15 protein-coding genes and 1 tRNA gene are annotated in these 14,337 nt (G+C 57.4%); 2 read left to right on the forward strand and 14 right to left on the reverse strand.

Going from position 1 to position 14,337, the window contains the following annotated elements; translation table 11 throughout:
• Nucleotide 1 precedes the first annotated feature (1 nt).
• Together ACR0MJ_RS17120 and ACR0MJ_RS17125 are read right to left on the reverse strand one after the other, a co-directional pair.
• A complete protein-coding gene (locus ACR0MJ_RS17120; RefSeq protein ID WP_480761889.1) occupies nucleotides 2-2,068 on the reverse strand; it encodes a TRAP transporter large permease subunit in 2,067 nt (688 codons plus the stop codon).
• Between the two features lie 128 nt (nucleotides 2,069-2,196).
• Complete coding sequence (locus ACR0MJ_RS17125; RefSeq protein ID WP_170398473.1) at nucleotides 2,197-3,249, reverse strand: TRAP transporter substrate-binding protein; 1,053 nt, start codon at nucleotides 3,247-3,249, stop codon at nucleotides 2,197-2,199.
• Nucleotides 3,250-3,579: 330 nt separating this feature from the next.
• Here ACR0MJ_RS17125 and ACR0MJ_RS17130 point away from each other — a divergent pair, with 330 nt between their 5' ends.
• Nucleotides 3,580-4,353, forward strand: coding sequence for a FadR/GntR family transcriptional regulator (locus ACR0MJ_RS17130; protein ID WP_170408227.1), 774 nt, complete (start codon nucleotides 3,580-3,582; stop codon nucleotides 4,351-4,353).
• 55 nt (nucleotides 4,354-4,408) lie between these two features.
• Here the strand turns inward: ACR0MJ_RS17130 and ACR0MJ_RS17135 are convergent, their stop codons facing one another.
• The 10 genes from ACR0MJ_RS17135 to ACR0MJ_RS17180 all read right to left on the reverse strand — a co-directional run bounded on the left by ACR0MJ_RS17135 (nucleotide 4,409) and on the right by ACR0MJ_RS17180 (nucleotide 11,119).
• The gene (locus tag ACR0MJ_RS17135; protein ID WP_480761891.1) at nucleotides 4,409-5,170 is read right to left on the reverse strand and encodes a hypothetical protein; all 762 of its coding nucleotides are present in this window, start codon (nucleotides 5,168-5,170) and stop codon (nucleotides 4,409-4,411) included.
• Between the two features lie 144 nt (nucleotides 5,171-5,314).
• Nucleotides 5,315-5,908 (reverse strand): GNAT family N-acetyltransferase, encoded by a 594-nt coding sequence (locus ACR0MJ_RS17140; RefSeq protein WP_480761893.1) that lies wholly within the window; start codon nucleotides 5,906-5,908, stop codon nucleotides 5,315-5,317.
• Entirely contained in the window at nucleotides 5,901-6,299 is a 399-nt protein-coding gene (locus ACR0MJ_RS17145) for a ketosteroid isomerase-related protein (RefSeq protein WP_170398462.1), read from the reverse strand. The genes ACR0MJ_RS17140 and ACR0MJ_RS17145 overlap by 8 nt, the downstream gene beginning before the upstream one ends.
• 2 nt (nucleotides 6,300-6,301) lie before the next feature.
• Nucleotides 6,302-6,754 carry an arsenate-mycothiol transferase ArsC gene (locus ACR0MJ_RS17150; RefSeq protein WP_170398460.1) on the reverse strand — a complete coding sequence of 151 codons (453 nt, stop codon included), beginning with the start codon at nucleotides 6,752-6,754 and terminating at the stop codon, nucleotides 6,302-6,304.
• Between the two features lie 3 nt (nucleotides 6,755-6,757).
• A complete protein-coding gene (locus tag ACR0MJ_RS17155; RefSeq protein ID WP_170398457.1) occupies nucleotides 6,758-7,237 on the reverse strand; it encodes a UPF0262 family protein in 480 nt (159 codons plus the stop codon).
• A 98-nt stretch (nucleotides 7,238-7,335) separates the two neighbouring features.
• Nucleotides 7,336-8,637 (reverse strand): histidinol dehydrogenase, encoded by a 1,302-nt coding sequence (gene hisD / locus ACR0MJ_RS17160; protein WP_480761895.1) that lies wholly within the window; start codon nucleotides 8,635-8,637, stop codon nucleotides 7,336-7,338.
• 60 nt (nucleotides 8,638-8,697) lie between these two features.
• Nucleotides 8,698-9,219, reverse strand: a complete 522-nt coding sequence (locus tag ACR0MJ_RS17165; protein ID WP_480593158.1) for a GNAT family N-acetyltransferase — start codon at nucleotides 9,217-9,219, stop codon at nucleotides 8,698-8,700.
• The gene (locus tag ACR0MJ_RS17170; RefSeq protein ID WP_170625448.1) at nucleotides 9,216-9,692 is read right to left on the reverse strand and encodes a DUF2948 family protein; all 477 of its coding nucleotides are present in this window, start codon (nucleotides 9,690-9,692) and stop codon (nucleotides 9,216-9,218) included. Before ACR0MJ_RS17170 ends, ACR0MJ_RS17165 begins: the two co-directional genes overlap by 4 nt.
• On the reverse strand, nucleotides 9,689-10,957 hold the full coding sequence (gene murA, locus ACR0MJ_RS17175; RefSeq protein WP_170398447.1) for a UDP-N-acetylglucosamine 1-carboxyvinyltransferase: 1,269 nt from the start codon (nucleotides 10,955-10,957) through the stop codon (nucleotides 9,689-9,691). The genes ACR0MJ_RS17170 and murA overlap by 4 nt, the downstream gene beginning before the upstream one ends.
• Nucleotides 10,958-10,963: 6 nt before the next feature.
• Nucleotides 10,964-11,119, reverse strand: a complete 156-nt coding sequence (locus ACR0MJ_RS17180; protein WP_170425679.1) for a hypothetical protein — start codon at nucleotides 11,117-11,119, stop codon at nucleotides 10,964-10,966.
• 83 nt (nucleotides 11,120-11,202) lie between these two features.
• Between ACR0MJ_RS17180 and ACR0MJ_RS17185 the strand changes: the two genes are divergently transcribed.
• Nucleotides 11,203-11,277, forward strand: a tRNA-Thr gene (locus ACR0MJ_RS17185).
• A 145-nt stretch (nucleotides 11,278-11,422) separates the two neighbouring features.
• Here ACR0MJ_RS17185 and ACR0MJ_RS17190 read toward each other — a convergent pair.
• The gene (locus tag ACR0MJ_RS17190; RefSeq protein ID WP_170408220.1) at nucleotides 11,423-13,240 is read right to left on the reverse strand and encodes a BCCT family transporter; all 1,818 of its coding nucleotides are present in this window, start codon (nucleotides 13,238-13,240) and stop codon (nucleotides 11,423-11,425) included.
• Nucleotides 13,241-13,317: 77 nt separating this feature from the next.
• A complete protein-coding gene (locus tag ACR0MJ_RS17195; RefSeq protein WP_170513784.1) occupies nucleotides 13,318-14,328 on the reverse strand; it encodes an Ldh family oxidoreductase in 1,011 nt (336 codons plus the stop codon).
• Nucleotides 14,329-14,337 lie beyond the last annotated feature (9 nt).

Genomic DNA, 14,337 nt, shown 5'->3' on the forward strand with positions numbered 1-14,337 from the left:
GTTAATACGCGACCGAGGGCAACCACGTGGCCAGTTGCGGCCACAAGAAGACAAAGAACAGGCCGGTCAGCTGCAGGATCACGAATGGTATAATCCCTTTGTAGATGTCAGTCAGCTTGATCTCGGGCGGGCAGACCCCTTTCAGATAGAAAAGCGCAAATCCAACCGGAGGTGTCAGGAAAGAGGTCTGCAACGTCACCGCCACAAGGATTACGAACCACACCAGCGCAGGTTCATCGATGACACCGAAGCCGTCGATATCCAGGCCCAGCCCGTTCACGATGGGGCGCATCAAGGGCAGAACGATGAGCGTGATCTCGATCCAGTCCAGCACGAAGCCCAGCAGGAAGACGATGAACAGGATCATGAAGACAGTGCCATTTGGGCCGAGCCCGGTACTGTGGATCATATCCTCGATCAGCGCGTCGCCGCCCAGTTCGCGCAAGACATAGGAGAACACTGTGGCACCCAGGAAGATCGCGAAGATATAGGCGGTGGTGTTGAACGTTGCTTTCAGCACGTTCACCAGCTTGGCCAGCGTCAGCTTGCGATATCCCAGCGCCAGCAGAGTGGCTCCCAACGCGCCCACGCCCGAGGCTTCGGTCGGTGTGGTCAAACCCGCGAAGATCGAGCCCAGCACGGCGAGGATCAGGGCCAGCGTCGGCAAGACTGCAATCAGCACGTCCTTGACTGCGTTCCAGTCAGGACGGGTTGCGCCTTCGGGTACCGGGGCCACGTCGCGTTTGATCAGGGCGATGACAAAAATATAGGTCAGGTAGAGCGCGCCAATGATCACGCCGGGGAACACTGCAGCCATAAATAGGTCGCCGACCGATAGCGCCATCTGGTCCGCCATGATGACAAGCATGATCGACGGCGGGATGAGGATGCCCAGCGTGCCTGAAGCGCTGACCACACCGGCGGCCAATGAGGGGCTGTATTTCTGCTCCATCATCGACGGCAGCGAAAGCACGCCCAACAGAACCACAGATGCCCCAATGATCCCGGTCGAGGCGGCCAGAATGATGCCGATCATCGTTACCGTGATCGCCAGCCCGCCGCGCACCGTGCCGAACAGGCGCTGCATCGAGGACATCAAACGCTCGGCCACACCGGATTCGTCCAACATCAGGCCCATGAAGATGAACATTGGCAGCGCCACCAGAACCGCATTTGACATGGTGGCATAGACCCGGTTCACCACCGCGCCCAGCGTCAGATAGTCCAGACCGGTCAGCGTTTCCTCAAGCCCGGTCCAGTTCATCATGCCATTGTCGAACAGATAGGCCAGACCGCAATACGCAACGCCAACCCCGGCCAGCGTCCACGCCACCGGGAATCCGGTGAACAGCAACGCGATGAAGGTCAGGAACATGGCGATGACCAGTTTTTCCTCGGTTGTTTCAACCAGGAAGGTCAGCGCTGTTGCGACCACAGCAAAGCCCAGAAGGGCCCAGATGATCAGGCGCAGGCCCTTGCCCTGACGCTCTTCATCCAAATTCATGAATAGCGCGTGCACGTCGTGAATCAGCCGCGCCGCTGCAGCCAATGCTAGCAATACAAAACTGGCCGGGATCACACCTTTCAAGGCCCAACGCGCGGGCAGGCCGGTGGGGCTGTCCGAGGATTCGTTGACCCTCCAGCTTTCGTAGAAATAGTCATAGCCCTGATCGATCATCAGATAGATGAACGGCACGAGCAGGGTGAAAATTCCGATGATCTCGATAATCCGCCGCGCACGCTGGCTGAGTTGCATATGCAGCAAGTCCACTCGCACATGGCTGTCGGTGACCAGCGCATACGAGATGCCGACCATCGTCACCAACCCGTAGAAATGCCACTGGATCTCGTCTAGTTTGGGATAGTTCTGGTTCAGTAGATAGCGCATCGCCACCTGTGAAACGATGGCCCCAACCAGCAACAGGTTGGCCCACATGACCACATGACCTACCGCTTTGACGCCGTTGTCGATCGCTACTGCCAGCTTTTGACGGTCGGGCTCACCATGCTCAAGGATACTTTCATAGACTTCAATCGGGTCGTCCTGATGACGCTGTGTCTCGGCCATGGTCTCCTCCTCAAGAGTTTGGCAGTGGGGACGTGAATGCGCCCGGGTCGTTGGGGAAAATAAAGAAAATCAGAAGGGTCCGAGGGCGGCGGAAGGAAGCCGCCCCCGGACAATCGCAAGTGGCAAATTTACTTGCGGGGGAGGAATGCGTTCTCTTTCCAGACCGCATAACCGTCACGGAATTCGTTCATGTCGGCCAGAACCTTGGCAAAGAATTCGTCGTTGGCGGCCTGTTCTGCGGCAACCTCTTCCCAGGTCGCGCGGAAGGTCGACAGCATCTCGTCGTTCCACTGCTTGATCTGAACACCATTGTTTTCAACGTTGTCCAGCAGCGCAGCGTGTTGGATCGCCTCACCTTCGGCAAAGCTGTCAGCCATCGAAGCCTTACAGGCATTTTCGATGATCGCTTTGTGCTGATCGCTGGCTTCGTTCCAGACGTCCTTGTTGATCATCAGTTCAAACACCGTCGCTTGCTGGTGCCAGCCGGGGAAATAGTTGTACTTGACCAACTTGTGGAAACCGAGGCGTGCGTCGATGGCAGGCATCGAGAATTCGGTCGCGTCGATCGCGCCTTTTTCCAGTGCCGGGAAGATTTCGCCGCCGGGCAGCAGTGACGTCGCCACACCCAGCTTCTGCATCACTTCACCGCCCAGACCGAAAAAGCGCATCTTCAGGCCGTTCAGGTCTTCGGGGCTGTTGATCTCATTCGCGAACCAGCCCGAGGTTTCGGGAGCGATAATGGCGCAGGGAATGACATGGACGTTGAAACCGGCCTGATCATACATCTCCTGATACAAGCTCATGCCGTTGCCATAGTACAGCCACGCCATGTATTCACCCGCCTCAGGGCCAAACGGAACGGCCGAGAACAACGGTGCAGCCGGGATCTTACCCGCCCAGTAGCCGGCGGTGGTATAGCCCGAATTGATCTTGCCTGAAGACACCGCATCCAGAATTTCAAACGGCGGGACCAGCTTGCCCGGTTCGTAAACCTTCATCTTCAGCGTGCCGCCGGACATCAGGTCCAGCTGTTCGGCCACGCGCGGGATCGGCGAGCCGAGGCCCGGTAGAGCGGTTGAAAACGCGATTGGGGTTTTCAGCAGCATCTTATCCGCCGCGTGGGCAACCGGGGCTGCCAGCAGCGAGGCCGCAACGGCAAGCGATGTCAGGGTGGTCTTCATGGGTTCTCCTCCAAGGTAAAGATCAGCCGGTGGTCTGGCTGTCACTCTCGCCGCGAGCACGGCTTAAGTGGTAAATATTGTTTACCTTGTCGTTCAGTCAACAAATATATTTACCAATTTGGCTAAGCCGCGGTGGTGTGGCTCATAACCAAGATTGACCTTTCATAACCCAAAATTTTCGAATAATTTTGCGACACTCAATAAAAACAAACGCTTATACGTGCAGCGAGCATCCGTATTTTTGGGTAGTTTTTCTTGCAATGTCGAAAGCTAGTGGTAAATATTATAAACAACTTCGACGATCTTTAATCTAACTACCGGACAGGAATTATGAGCACGAACAGCCTCTTTGATCCCGTTGGTCACGAATCAATTGCCGATGCTGTCGTTGCACAAATCGAGACAATGATTGTTGATGGAATCCTGAAAGAGGGTCGCAAAATCCCGTCTGAACGGGAGCTTGCGGAAGCCCTAGGCGTTTCACGCCCCAAGCTGCGCGAAGCACTCCAAATCCTCGAAAATCGCGGCTTGGTGACCGTGCGACATGGCGAGGGCACCTTTATCGCCCCACTGACCGGTCGTGCCATGTCGCCCGCCCTTCTGTCTCTCTATGCCCGGCACGGCAGTGCTTTCTACGATTATCTTGAATACCGGCGCGAGCAAGAGGCCTTTGCCAGCCGCCTCGCCGCACAGCGCGCCACACAGTCCGACAAGGAACGGATCGCAGAAATCATCGATGAAATGCAGCGAGCCTGGGAGAATGACGATCAGGATGCCAGTGAAGAGGCTGATTTTCGACTGCACGCCGCCGTTGTCGATGCGAGCCAAAACACGACCCTTATCCACATGATGGCATCCATCTATGACCTCACGCGCCAAGGCGTGTTCTACAACCGCCGCTTCCTGCGCTCGATGGACGGCACGGGTGAAGCACTGCTTGATCAGCACAAGGCAATCGCGCAGGCCATCATCGATGGCGACCCGGACCGTGCAGAAACCGCCGCACGCACGCATATGGATTTCGTCGAGGATTCATTTCGCGTTGGTCAAGAACAACAAGCTCGCGAGATCCGCGCAGCAAAACGGCGGCAGTTTTCGGATTGAGGTCAAAAACAGAGGCGTATTTTTTGTACCACGGAAAAGTCTCCCGCACGACGTACTAAGTCTTGGCTCTGCCTTTCTCGACCGGTTCTCGCCTCAGGCACTTTTCCAGGTCTACTTCCAATGCACTGAGGTTTATGTCTCCAGCTCGCAGAGCGTCCACCTCATTGGCTCCTTGCCTCGTCAAACCAAGGTTTTTGAGCAACGTGTTCCAGTCCGGTACGTCCCGCTTCAATCCCGCGCGCAGCAAAACCTCAATTTTTCGAATGTACCAAAGGGCCAGAGAAGACACACGAATGTCAGGTGGAGTGTCCACGGGCACATGGGCGGCAATCGCAGCGCTTGCGCACGCCATTGACTCGGATGCCACGTAGAAAGCCTGCGCCGCGCTGTTAGGGTTTACGTATTTAGCGCCTTCATTGATCAAAGCTCCACCGGCCAAGACCAAGGCCAGGTCTTTTCCTGAGATCGAGGCCGCACTTCCAAGCGCGGCACCGCCTGCTACAGTGATCAGTGCCGCCGCTGTCAGGTCCCGATTGCGCGCTGCTTCGTCGCCCAGCCTTTTGTAGGCATCTGAAAGTTGCAGCGCATAATACGACGTACGAATAGGACCGCGTTCAAGCAACAGGCTTGTGGACTGAAATGTTTTTGGTGCCGTTTCAAACGCACCCCCGATCCCAACAGCGTGCTGGATAACGTCTCCCGATGTATTCGACAGCACGGTTTGCTCGGCATTAAAGGCCCTATTCTCGTAGGCACAACCGGTGATCAAAGTCAGCGGCACCAAGGCCGGAATCAGGCGATTGAAAACGGACTTCATCAAATTTCCCCATGAAAACGCGCAATTGAATAGGTGAAACTATACAATCATAGGGTGTTTCAGGCAAATTCGGCCGCACATGTCATCGCCAACTCACAATGCCACAACCCGTTTCAAACACCCGGCGCGACGCGCATGGATGGCTTATAAATCCCGAATCCAGAATTGAAGCGGCTTTTGGGTTTCGCAATCGTCGCCTCGATCCTTCCACGAGAATAGCGCCACGACGCCAGGAAGCGGCGCATATCCCCGCGCGCGCCAGAAGGCATCCAACGGGCGGTAATGATCTGGTCGCATGGGGTGGTCGTCAGGGCGTACTACACTGCAGAAGGCGCTTTTGGTGAATCCCATCGCATGGGCGTGGGCTTCGCGCAGATCAAAGAACGTATGGCCTGCTCCCTGCCCGCGATACTCCGGCAGCAGAACCGATTCTGCGAAATAGAAGATATCGCCCAGCGATAAGCCCGAGCCTTCGAACGCGGCCGCGAAATCGTCGGCGTGATCCGTCAAAGGTGCACCCGTCGAAGCACCCACCAAAGTATCACCGTCGAACGCTCCGACAACGATGGCCCTGGCGCTATCGACGTAGGACTGCAGGTATTTCCGCTCATACTTCAGATCGCCATCATAGAGATATGGCCAAGCGTGAAATACGTCGATCCGCAGGCGCGCGACTTCATCCAACGCGTCGACCAATGTCGATCCGGTCATTGCGCGGACCTGCGAAATCTCAGCCATTCGAGACCTGTTTGGTCCAGTCCGCAAGGTTGTAAAACGTGGTCACGCGGGTGATCTTGCCGTCGTTAAGGTCAAAAAACGAACCCGCAGGCAAGCGGTAAGTCTGCCCATACGCTTCTGGCAGACCTTCATCAGTTTCCAGATAGGTTCCGTTGACGATGAACTCAGCCGCAGCACGGGTACCGCCTTCGGCTTCAAAGATCACGATATCCGTCAGGTTCTCGCGGTAGCAGCGGTTCATATGCGCGCAGAAGGCGGCAAATTTCTCTTTGCCGACGCGAATCTGACCTTCGTTGACATGATGGGCCACGTCATCCGACAGGCAGGCCAACATGCCATCCACGTCACCGGCATTGAAGGCATCAAAGTAAGTTTTCACGGTCGGGTTCATGGTCACTCCGTCGGTTCACCCCAGCGGTCTTTCAGATGCGCGATGATCTGATCTCGGGTTTGTCGATAATGACGTAGCTTGTCCTCGCGGGTTTCACCTAGTCCGGTAGGGTCCATAATTGGCCAATAATCGACATCCAGGTGAAAAAAACGCGTCAGTTCCAGCGCTTTTCGCTGGCTGGCGGGTGACAGGGCCACGATCAGATCAAATGAACTGAGGTCATCGCCCCATTGCTCCATTTCGTCAAAAGAACGCGAGCGGTGACGGGACAGCTCAACGCCAATCTCCTGACAGGCTGCGATGCAGAACCCATCGATCTCAAGATCGTTATGCACACCGGCGGATTGCACATAGGTGCCGGTGCCGTAAAACTTCTTCATGATGCCTTCGGCCATGGGTGACCGAACCGAATTGTGGTCGCAACAGAACAGAATGGACTGCGGCAGAGGCGTCACCCGTTAGCCTCCAAAATGAAGGACGCAGATGAGCGTAAAGAGGCGGCGGGCAGTATCAGTATCAACCTCAGCTTTGCCTTCCAGCCTTTCCTGTAATACGCGGCTGCCTTCGTTGTGGATGCCGCGCCGAGCCATATCGATCGTTTCGATCTGGCTGGGCGGCAGTGTTTTCACCGCATCGAAATAGCTCTCGCAGATCTGAAAATAGTCTTTTACGACCTGCCGGAATGGACCAAGCGACAGATGAAACTCAGCCGCCTTCTCGCTGGCTTCGGTGGCGATATCGAAAACCAGTCGCTTATCACGGATTGATAGCTGCACATGGTAGGGCCCGTCGGGGATCATCCGATCGTCGCGTGCTGGCAGCGTGAACGAGTTGTCTTCAAGCAAATCATATATGGCGACCTTCCGCTCCTGCTCGATCTCCGGTGTCGGCGGGGGCAGATTTCGGTCGTCCAGTTCGATATGCGAAATACGGGTCATCTTAACGGTCACAATCCTTGCGTCTGCACAGACCTATAACAACGATTTTCATTGAGCAACGTACAGAAGCGCCATGAGCGCCAAGTCATTGCGTCACTTCAGCCATTCAGCCGGTTAAGGCGCGCCGAAACGGACAGGCCATGCGCTTCGAGGCTTTCGGATTGCGCAAGCGTTTCAGCCGCCGGGCCGATGGCGCGCAAAGCTTCGGGTGTCATCTGGCTGAGCGTTGTGCGTTTGAGAAAATCCATCACGCTAAGGCCAGACGAAAAGCGCGCCGAACGCGCTGTGGGCAGCACGTGATTGGGGCCGCCGACATAATCGCCAATGGCTTCGGGCGTGTACTGGCCAAGGAAAATGGCACCGGCATGGATCGTTTGCTGGCTTAATGCCACCGGGTCGGCCACGCAGAGTTCCAGATGTTCGGGAGCGATGCGGTTGGACAACGCGGCAGCCTCGTCCAGATCGCGCACAGTGATTACAGCACCAAAGTCGCGCCAGCTTGCCCGGGCGATGGCGCGGCGTTGCAGGGTCTCAAGACGTTTTTCCACCGCTTGCGTCACGGCTTGACCAAATTCTGCGTCATCCGTGATCAAAATAGATTGGGCGCTTTCGTCATGCTCGGCCTGGCTGAGCAGGTCCAGCGCGATCCAGTCGGGGTCATTATTCTTGTCGGCGATTACCAGAATCTCCGAGGGGCCCGCGATCATATCGATGCCGACCTTGCCAAAAACCCGACGTTTGGCAGCGGCGACAAAAGCATTGCCCGGCCCGGTGATCTTGTCCACCGGCGCAATCGTATCGGTGCCATAGGCCAAAGCGGCCACAGCTTGCGCGCCGCCGATGCGATAAATCTCATCCACGCCCGACAGTTGTGCCGCCAGCAGGACCAGCGGGTTTGCCTGACCCTCAGGTGTGGGGACGACAATGGCCAACCGGTCTACGCCCGCCACCTTCGCAGGTATTGCGTTCATAAGAACCGACGACGGGTATGAAGCCAATCCGCCCGGCACATAAAGCCCCGCGGCCGACACCGCCGACCAGCGCCAGCCGAGTGTTGCGCCTGCCTCATCGGTCCACTGATGATCCTCGGGCATCTGCTTTTCGTGATATGCACGAATGCGTTCTGCAGCCAGTTCCAACGCGGCGCGGTCCTGGGGCGTGACCTGCGCGACGGCCTCGGCGATCTCATTGGATGAAAAGGCCATGGTCTCGGGCGTCAGCTCCAGCCGGTCGAATTTCGCGGTAAGTTCGATCACCGAAGCATCACCACGGGTCCGCACATCATCGATGATCTGCGCCACAACCGCATCCACGTCGGGGCTGTCCTCGCGCTTGGCGGACAACAGCGCCTGAAATGCAGGTTCGAAATCGGCGGAGGTCGTATCGAGGAAAACGGGCATGTGAGAGACTCCGGAAGCGTTTCAACGGGTCTTATCGCCCGGGCCGGGTGGCCTCAACCCTTAGGCCGCTGGGTGCAGCGATTTGCGCATCGGGAATTGGGGGATGCCGTGCCATTCCGTCGGGTCGCCGACATCATGCCAGCCGTGCGCCAGATAGAACGAATGTGCCGTTTTGGTCGCGTGCAGATGCGCCTCAGAGACGCCACGTGTCTGCAGTTCCTCTTCCAACCGATGCAGCAGCGCTGTTCCGAGCCCGCGCCCTGCGTGATCGGGATCGACATAGAGCAGAGATATCTCACCCTCGCCACTTAAACCGCCCACTGCAGTAACCACTCCCACTTGCGTAGCGACCCAAAGGATTGCTCCACTATCGATCCAGTTTCGGACCGAAGCCGGATCCTTATTGGCAGACCAGCGGGAAAGGTTTTCGGGATTATCCAGATGATCCGCCCGACAGAGGTCACGGATCGATCGGATCAGAACACGGCTGATGTCGAATACATCAAACACGGTTGCCCGCCGCACCGCGATGCCGCGTGGCGGATTCGGGAAGGCCTGAGCGATGCCACGTTTATTCTTCACTCGGGGTGATGGGGCGCTTGTCCAGAAGGCGCCTTGTAGGGACGCGTCACATCCTTGAGCGTTGCATCGATGGCCTCAACCGACAGGCGGATCGCGCCGTCGCCTGCCAAGGTCAACAGGATTTGCCCCGCACCATCCTCGCTTGGCTCGAATTCGACCGAGAGCAGTGACAGGATCATGTCCTTGTCGCTGCGGTCGATGCCCTGACTGGCTACCGACAGAACCGAGCCGAAAATCAAAACGGCCTGCACCCGCTCGTAGGCGCGACCGCGCCGGGCAGCGGCATCCTTGTCTTCCCAGCGAAAGCGATTGAGCAACAGCGCAAAGCGGCGCTGGCCGGGTTGCCATGTCATCTCGGTCACCGGGAAAACCGCATCCTGCGTCAGGGTCGCAATCACCTGGAGATCATCCGCGTCCTCGGCTCCAAGGTTCAGCGGTGCCTCGCGGCCATCTTTGAAACTTGCGTCTGTCATTGACCCTTAATCCGTTCGATCTTTGCGCCCACGCCTTCCAGCTTGCGCACCACATGTTCATATCCGCGGTCCAGATGATAGACCCGGCTGACAACCGTCTCACCTTCCGCCGCCATTCCGGCAAGGATCAGCGAGACTGAGGCCCTCAGGTCTGTCGCCATCACCGGAGCACCTTTCAATCGTTCGACCCCGGTTACGGTGGCCGTGCCGCCATGTACCTCGATATTCGCGCCCATGCGCACCAGTTCGGGCGCATGCATAAAGCGATTCTCGAAAATACGCTCTTCAAGCACGGACACACCTTCGGCAGTGCACATCAGCGCCATCATCTGCGCCTGCAGATCGGTCGGGAAGCCGGGGAAGGGTTCGGTGACCACATCGACCGAGGTCACACGCCCGTTCTTACGAGAAACTTTCAGCCCCTTGTCAGTTTCAGAAACACTGATCCCCGCCGCATCTAGCTTGGCGGCGAAGGATTCGACCAGCGACATGCGCCCGCCCAGCAGCTCAACCTCGCCCCCGCAGATCGCCGGGGCCAGCATATAAGTGCCCAGCTCAATCCGGTCGGTCACCACCTGATGGGTCGCGCCGTGTAGACGATCGACACCCTGAATTTCGATGGTCGAGGTCCCCTCACCCGAAATCTGCGCGCCCATCTTGCGCAAGCATTCGACCAGATCGACAATCTCGGGCTCGCGTGCGGCGTTTTTCAGCACCGTGGTGCCCTTGGCCAGCGTGGCGGCCATGACAATGTTCTCGGTCGCGCCAACCGAGGCAAAGCGCATCTCATGCACAGCACCTTTCAGCCCGCCCGACGCCTTCGCGTGCAGATAGCCATCTTTAAGCTCGATCTCGGCGCCCAGCGCCTCAAGCCCTTCGACATGCAAATCCATCGGGCGCGCGCCAATTGCACATCCACCAGGTAGCGACACCACGGCCTGCCCCAGCCGCGCCAGCATCGGCCCCAACACCAGGTTCGAAGCGCGCATTTTTCGCACGATGTCATAATCCGCCGTGTGGCTGTTCAGGTCATGGCTGGACATCGCAATGACCTGACCATCCTGCAGCGAAGACACCTCGGCCCCCAGCGACCGCAGCAGCGCCGTCATGGTCTTGATGTCACTCAAACGCGGCGCATTGGTCAACGTCAGCGGTTCTTCGCTGAGCAAGGTCGCGGGCATCAGCGTCAGACACGCATTCTTGGCCCCCGCAATGGGAATCTGCCCGTTCAGCGGGCCATTGCCCGTTACCAGAATCGAATCCATTTGCTCTTATCCCTCGTCCTTGCCGGCTTTGTCCCCGGAGGTGGCTCGCGCCTTGGCCTGAGCCTTGCGTCGCGCCATATTCGCTTTTAGCGCCGCCTTTAGACGGTCTTCGCGCGTTTCCCCGGACTTGCCGTGTTTTTTAGGTGAATTTTTGTCTGCCATTGCCTTTCTCTACAGGAGTAGAAAAAAACCGTCCAGACACCCTTGCGCCGCGTTTCGTTTGAGTCTAATCACCCGCCCACAGCGCTGCTGTAGCTCAGAGGTAGAGCACTCCCTTGGTAAGGGAGAGGTCGAGAGTTCAATTCTCTCCAGCAGCACCATCTTCACGTCCGACATAATGCTTCGAGTGGTGCACGATCACGTGGCGTCTCAGCCACTGGCATTTTCATTGAATTGAGTTGAAGTTGACGCGCGCAAGCGCCTGATAACAGCGGGCGGTTGCATCACAACCGCCCGTGCCTAGGTTTATTCCGCAGGTGCTGTGGTCTGCTTTTGCCTCAGACCATCGCGATAAAGCGCCTTGGCGAGCGCTATGCACATCAGGCCCATGACCATCGTAAAGGGTAGCGCACCGATGATCATCGCATTTCGCAAGGCGTCCATCGGATTGTTTTCACCCGCAGCGAGGATCAGAGCGCCAATCACCGCTGTCAGGATAAGGCCCCAGACGATCTTGTGCTTGTTACCGATGTTCTGATCTCCGCCAGACATGATGGTGTTCATCACCAGAATGCCCGAGTCCGCCGAGGTGACCAGGAAGGTCATGATCAGGACGACGCACATCACGGTGATGCCAGACAACAGCCCACCGGTGATCATCTCTTGCAATGTGACAAACAGCTTGGCGGTGTTCGACGCCCCGACGATGGCGCCTTCGGCGGTGCCATTCAGTTCTAGATCGATCGCGGTGCCACCCAGAATGGTCATCCACGCAAAGCAGACCAGCGCAGGGGCAAAGACACAACCGATGATGAACTCACGCACAGAGCGTCCTTTGGAAATGCGCGCCAGGAACAGGCCGACGAAAGGCGAAAACGCAATCCACCAGGCCCAGTAGAACGTGGTCCAGCCCGCTTGCCAGCCAAACTGCCGACCCGGATCACCTGCGGCGTAGACCGAAGCCAGTACAGATTCCGGCAGCGCGGCGGCGTCGCCTTCCAGGCCAGATTTGAACCCGTCAAACGATCCCCAAGGATTGGTCGCACCGGCATAAAGCGCATCGGCAAACGGCGCTGCTTCACTCGGCAGGGCAGCATCAAACGCCGCCGCCGATTGCGGATTGAAAGCACCAAAGCTGAGCGAAATGAAGTGCTGGATGTAATCGACAAATGCAGTTGCGTAAGTCGTCATCGCGAACAGGAACGACCCAAAGACAACAAAGACCAGCAACAGGATCAGCGACAACACCAGGTTCAGGTTAGACAGGTACTTGACGCCACGACCAACACCAGAGACAGCCGAGATGATCGAAAGGCCCATGATCACAATGAGGCCAGCCAGCAGACCAACAGTGCTGGGGGCTGGTGCGTCACCGGTCAGATCCATCATCCATTCCATACCCGAAATGGCGTATAGGCCGTCGATGAACTGCGAAACCCCGTACCCGATGGTAACTGAAACACCCAGAATGGTTGCTACCACGCCCAGCACATCCACGACGTGGCCCAGGAAGCCGTTCATCAGCTTGCCGAACAGAGGTGTCAGCGCGGTGCGAATAGTCAGGGGCATGTTGCGCGTGTAGGCGTAATAGGCCAGCGACAGGCCGGTCACCACATAGATCGCCCAGGCGTGAAACCCGTAATGCAAGAAAGTGTAGCGATATCCTGACTGCAATGCGTCTTCGCTATTGCCGACGACATCGCCCGCGATGACAACCGGGTTCGATCCCCACAGCCCTAAAGGCTCAGCGGTAGCGAACACCATGAGACCGACGCCCAAGCCCGCGCCAAACATCATCGAAAACCATGAGAAATCCGAGAATTCTGGTTTTTCGCCCTCTGGGCCCATAAGCCGCTTACCGGTTTGCGGCAGCGCCGCCACGACAAACAGGAAAAAGACAAAAAAGCCGACAATAATGATATAGAAGGCGTTGAAATCTTCCAGCAGACGCGAGTTCAGGCTTCCAAGAACTCCGTTTGCATTTGCGGGCCAGACAAGCGCCCAGATAACCAGCGCGACCATGATTGACTTGCTCAGCAAGGCAATCTCAACACTGTGCCCTTCATAAAACCCGCCCGAAGATCGCTTGATCTCCAGATCGGTAAAAGGTTCCTTCATAGACATGTGTTTCCTCCCTATTCGCACGTGTCCTGATTTCCAGAAAGATCTTCATGAGCGTCCCGGAGCTTCGCCATCGAGCCCTACGTCAGCAGAGCTTCTATTTTGTCGAGGGTCGCTACACTGACAGCCACACCATCGTTCTTGGCCACCAAACGCTTTGCCTGGCGGCCGTCACCGGGCAAATGTGCGCCGTTCTGAGATCGGATCGCTTCGACAAGATCGACAATTCTGGAAGAAAATGCGTCATCCGCAGTCGCAGAAGCGTCAATTGCAATAAAGAACTGGCCTGTTTTCGGAGGCCCACCGGCGGTTCCCGAAAAAGGTGAGGCGTGTATCCCAAGCGTGGCACCGGTCAGCGCTGCAGCCAAAACCTCGGTCATCAGGGCAACGCCAACCCCCTTGTACCCACCCGATGGGGCCATGGAACCCTTAAGCCCAACATTCGGGTCGGTCGTAGGGTTGCCATCTGCGTCCAACGCCCAGCCAACCGGGATTGGTTTGCCTTCGCGTGCGTGTTTCATGACCTCGCTTTTTGCGATGGTGCTGGCACTTTGATCGATCAGTAATGCGGGTTGGCCATCGTTTCCGGGGACTGCGATTGAGAACGGATTGGTCCCGACCACGGGCTTGGCACCCCCGGACGGCGCGATGGAGGCGGGCGCGTTGGTGAACCCAAGCCCCACAAAACCAGCCTGTGCCAGCCGGTAGGTGTGATACCCCAGCACGCCACAGTTATAGCTGTTGCAGATCGCCAACACCGCAACGCCCTGCGTGCGCGCCGCAGCGATCAATGCCTCGAACCCAACGTCGATCGCCGTGTGGGCGAACCCGGTTGCCGCGTCGACCGTCACTACGCCGGGGCGCGGCTGGGACAGCTGAGGGGTGGCCTGACCATCTACCTTGCCGCACTGAACATGTTCGCAATAGATCGGGATATAGGCCAGACCATGGCTCGCTACCCCGTCCGCCTCGGTTGCGGCGGTTGCAATTGCCAATGGGCGCGCGTTTTCTTCGCTGGTGCCCGCGGACACCAACGCACGGAAAGAAAGATCCTCGATTTCAGCTAGGCTAAGGGTACGGGTTTCGATCATGTCGCTCTC

This window comes from Ruegeria sp. C6, assembly GCF_056537625.1.

Coding starts and splice junctions, on each gene's coding strand:
- ACR0MJ_RS17145 (WP_170398462.1), bottom strand. CDS start 6,299: ATGAACCCGACCGTGAAAACTTACTTTGATGCCTTCAATGCCGGTGAC.
- ACR0MJ_RS17195 (WP_170513784.1), bottom strand. CDS start 14,328: ATGATCGAAACCCGTACCCTTAGCCTAGCTGAAATCGAGGATCTTTCT.
- ACR0MJ_RS17190 (WP_170408220.1), bottom strand. CDS start 13,240: ATGTCTATGAAGGAACCTTTTACCGATCTGGAGATCAAGCGATCTTCG.
- ACR0MJ_RS17170 (WP_170625448.1), bottom strand. CDS start 9,692: ATGACAGACGCAAGTTTCAAAGATGGCCGCGAGGCACCGCTGAACCTT.
- ACR0MJ_RS17180 (WP_170425679.1), bottom strand. CDS start 11,119: ATGGCAGACAAAAATTCACCTAAAAAACACGGCAAGTCCGGGGAAACG.
- ACR0MJ_RS17125 (WP_170398473.1), bottom strand. CDS start 3,249: ATGAAGACCACCCTGACATCGCTTGCCGTTGCGGCCTCGCTGCTGGCA.
- ACR0MJ_RS17130 (WP_170408227.1), top strand. CDS start 3,580: ATGAGCACGAACAGCCTCTTTGATCCCGTTGGTCACGAATCAATTGCC.
- ACR0MJ_RS17135 (WP_480761891.1), bottom strand. CDS start 5,170: ATGAAGTCCGTTTTCAATCGCCTGATTCCGGCCTTGGTGCCGCTGACT.
- ACR0MJ_RS17140 (WP_480761893.1), bottom strand. CDS start 5,908: ATGGCTGAGATTTCGCAGGTCCGCGCAATGACCGGATCGACATTGGTC.
- murA (WP_170398447.1), bottom strand. CDS start 10,957: ATGGATTCGATTCTGGTAACGGGCAATGGCCCGCTGAACGGGCAGATT.
- ACR0MJ_RS17155 (WP_170398457.1), bottom strand. CDS start 7,237: ATGACCCGTATTTCGCATATCGAACTGGACGACCGAAATCTGCCCCCG.
- hisD (WP_480761895.1), bottom strand. CDS start 8,637: ATGCCCGTTTTCCTCGATACGACCTCCGCCGATTTCGAACCTGCATTT.
- ACR0MJ_RS17120 (WP_480761889.1), bottom strand. CDS start 2,068: ATGGCCGAGACACAGCGTCATCAGGACGACCCGATTGAAGTCTATGAA.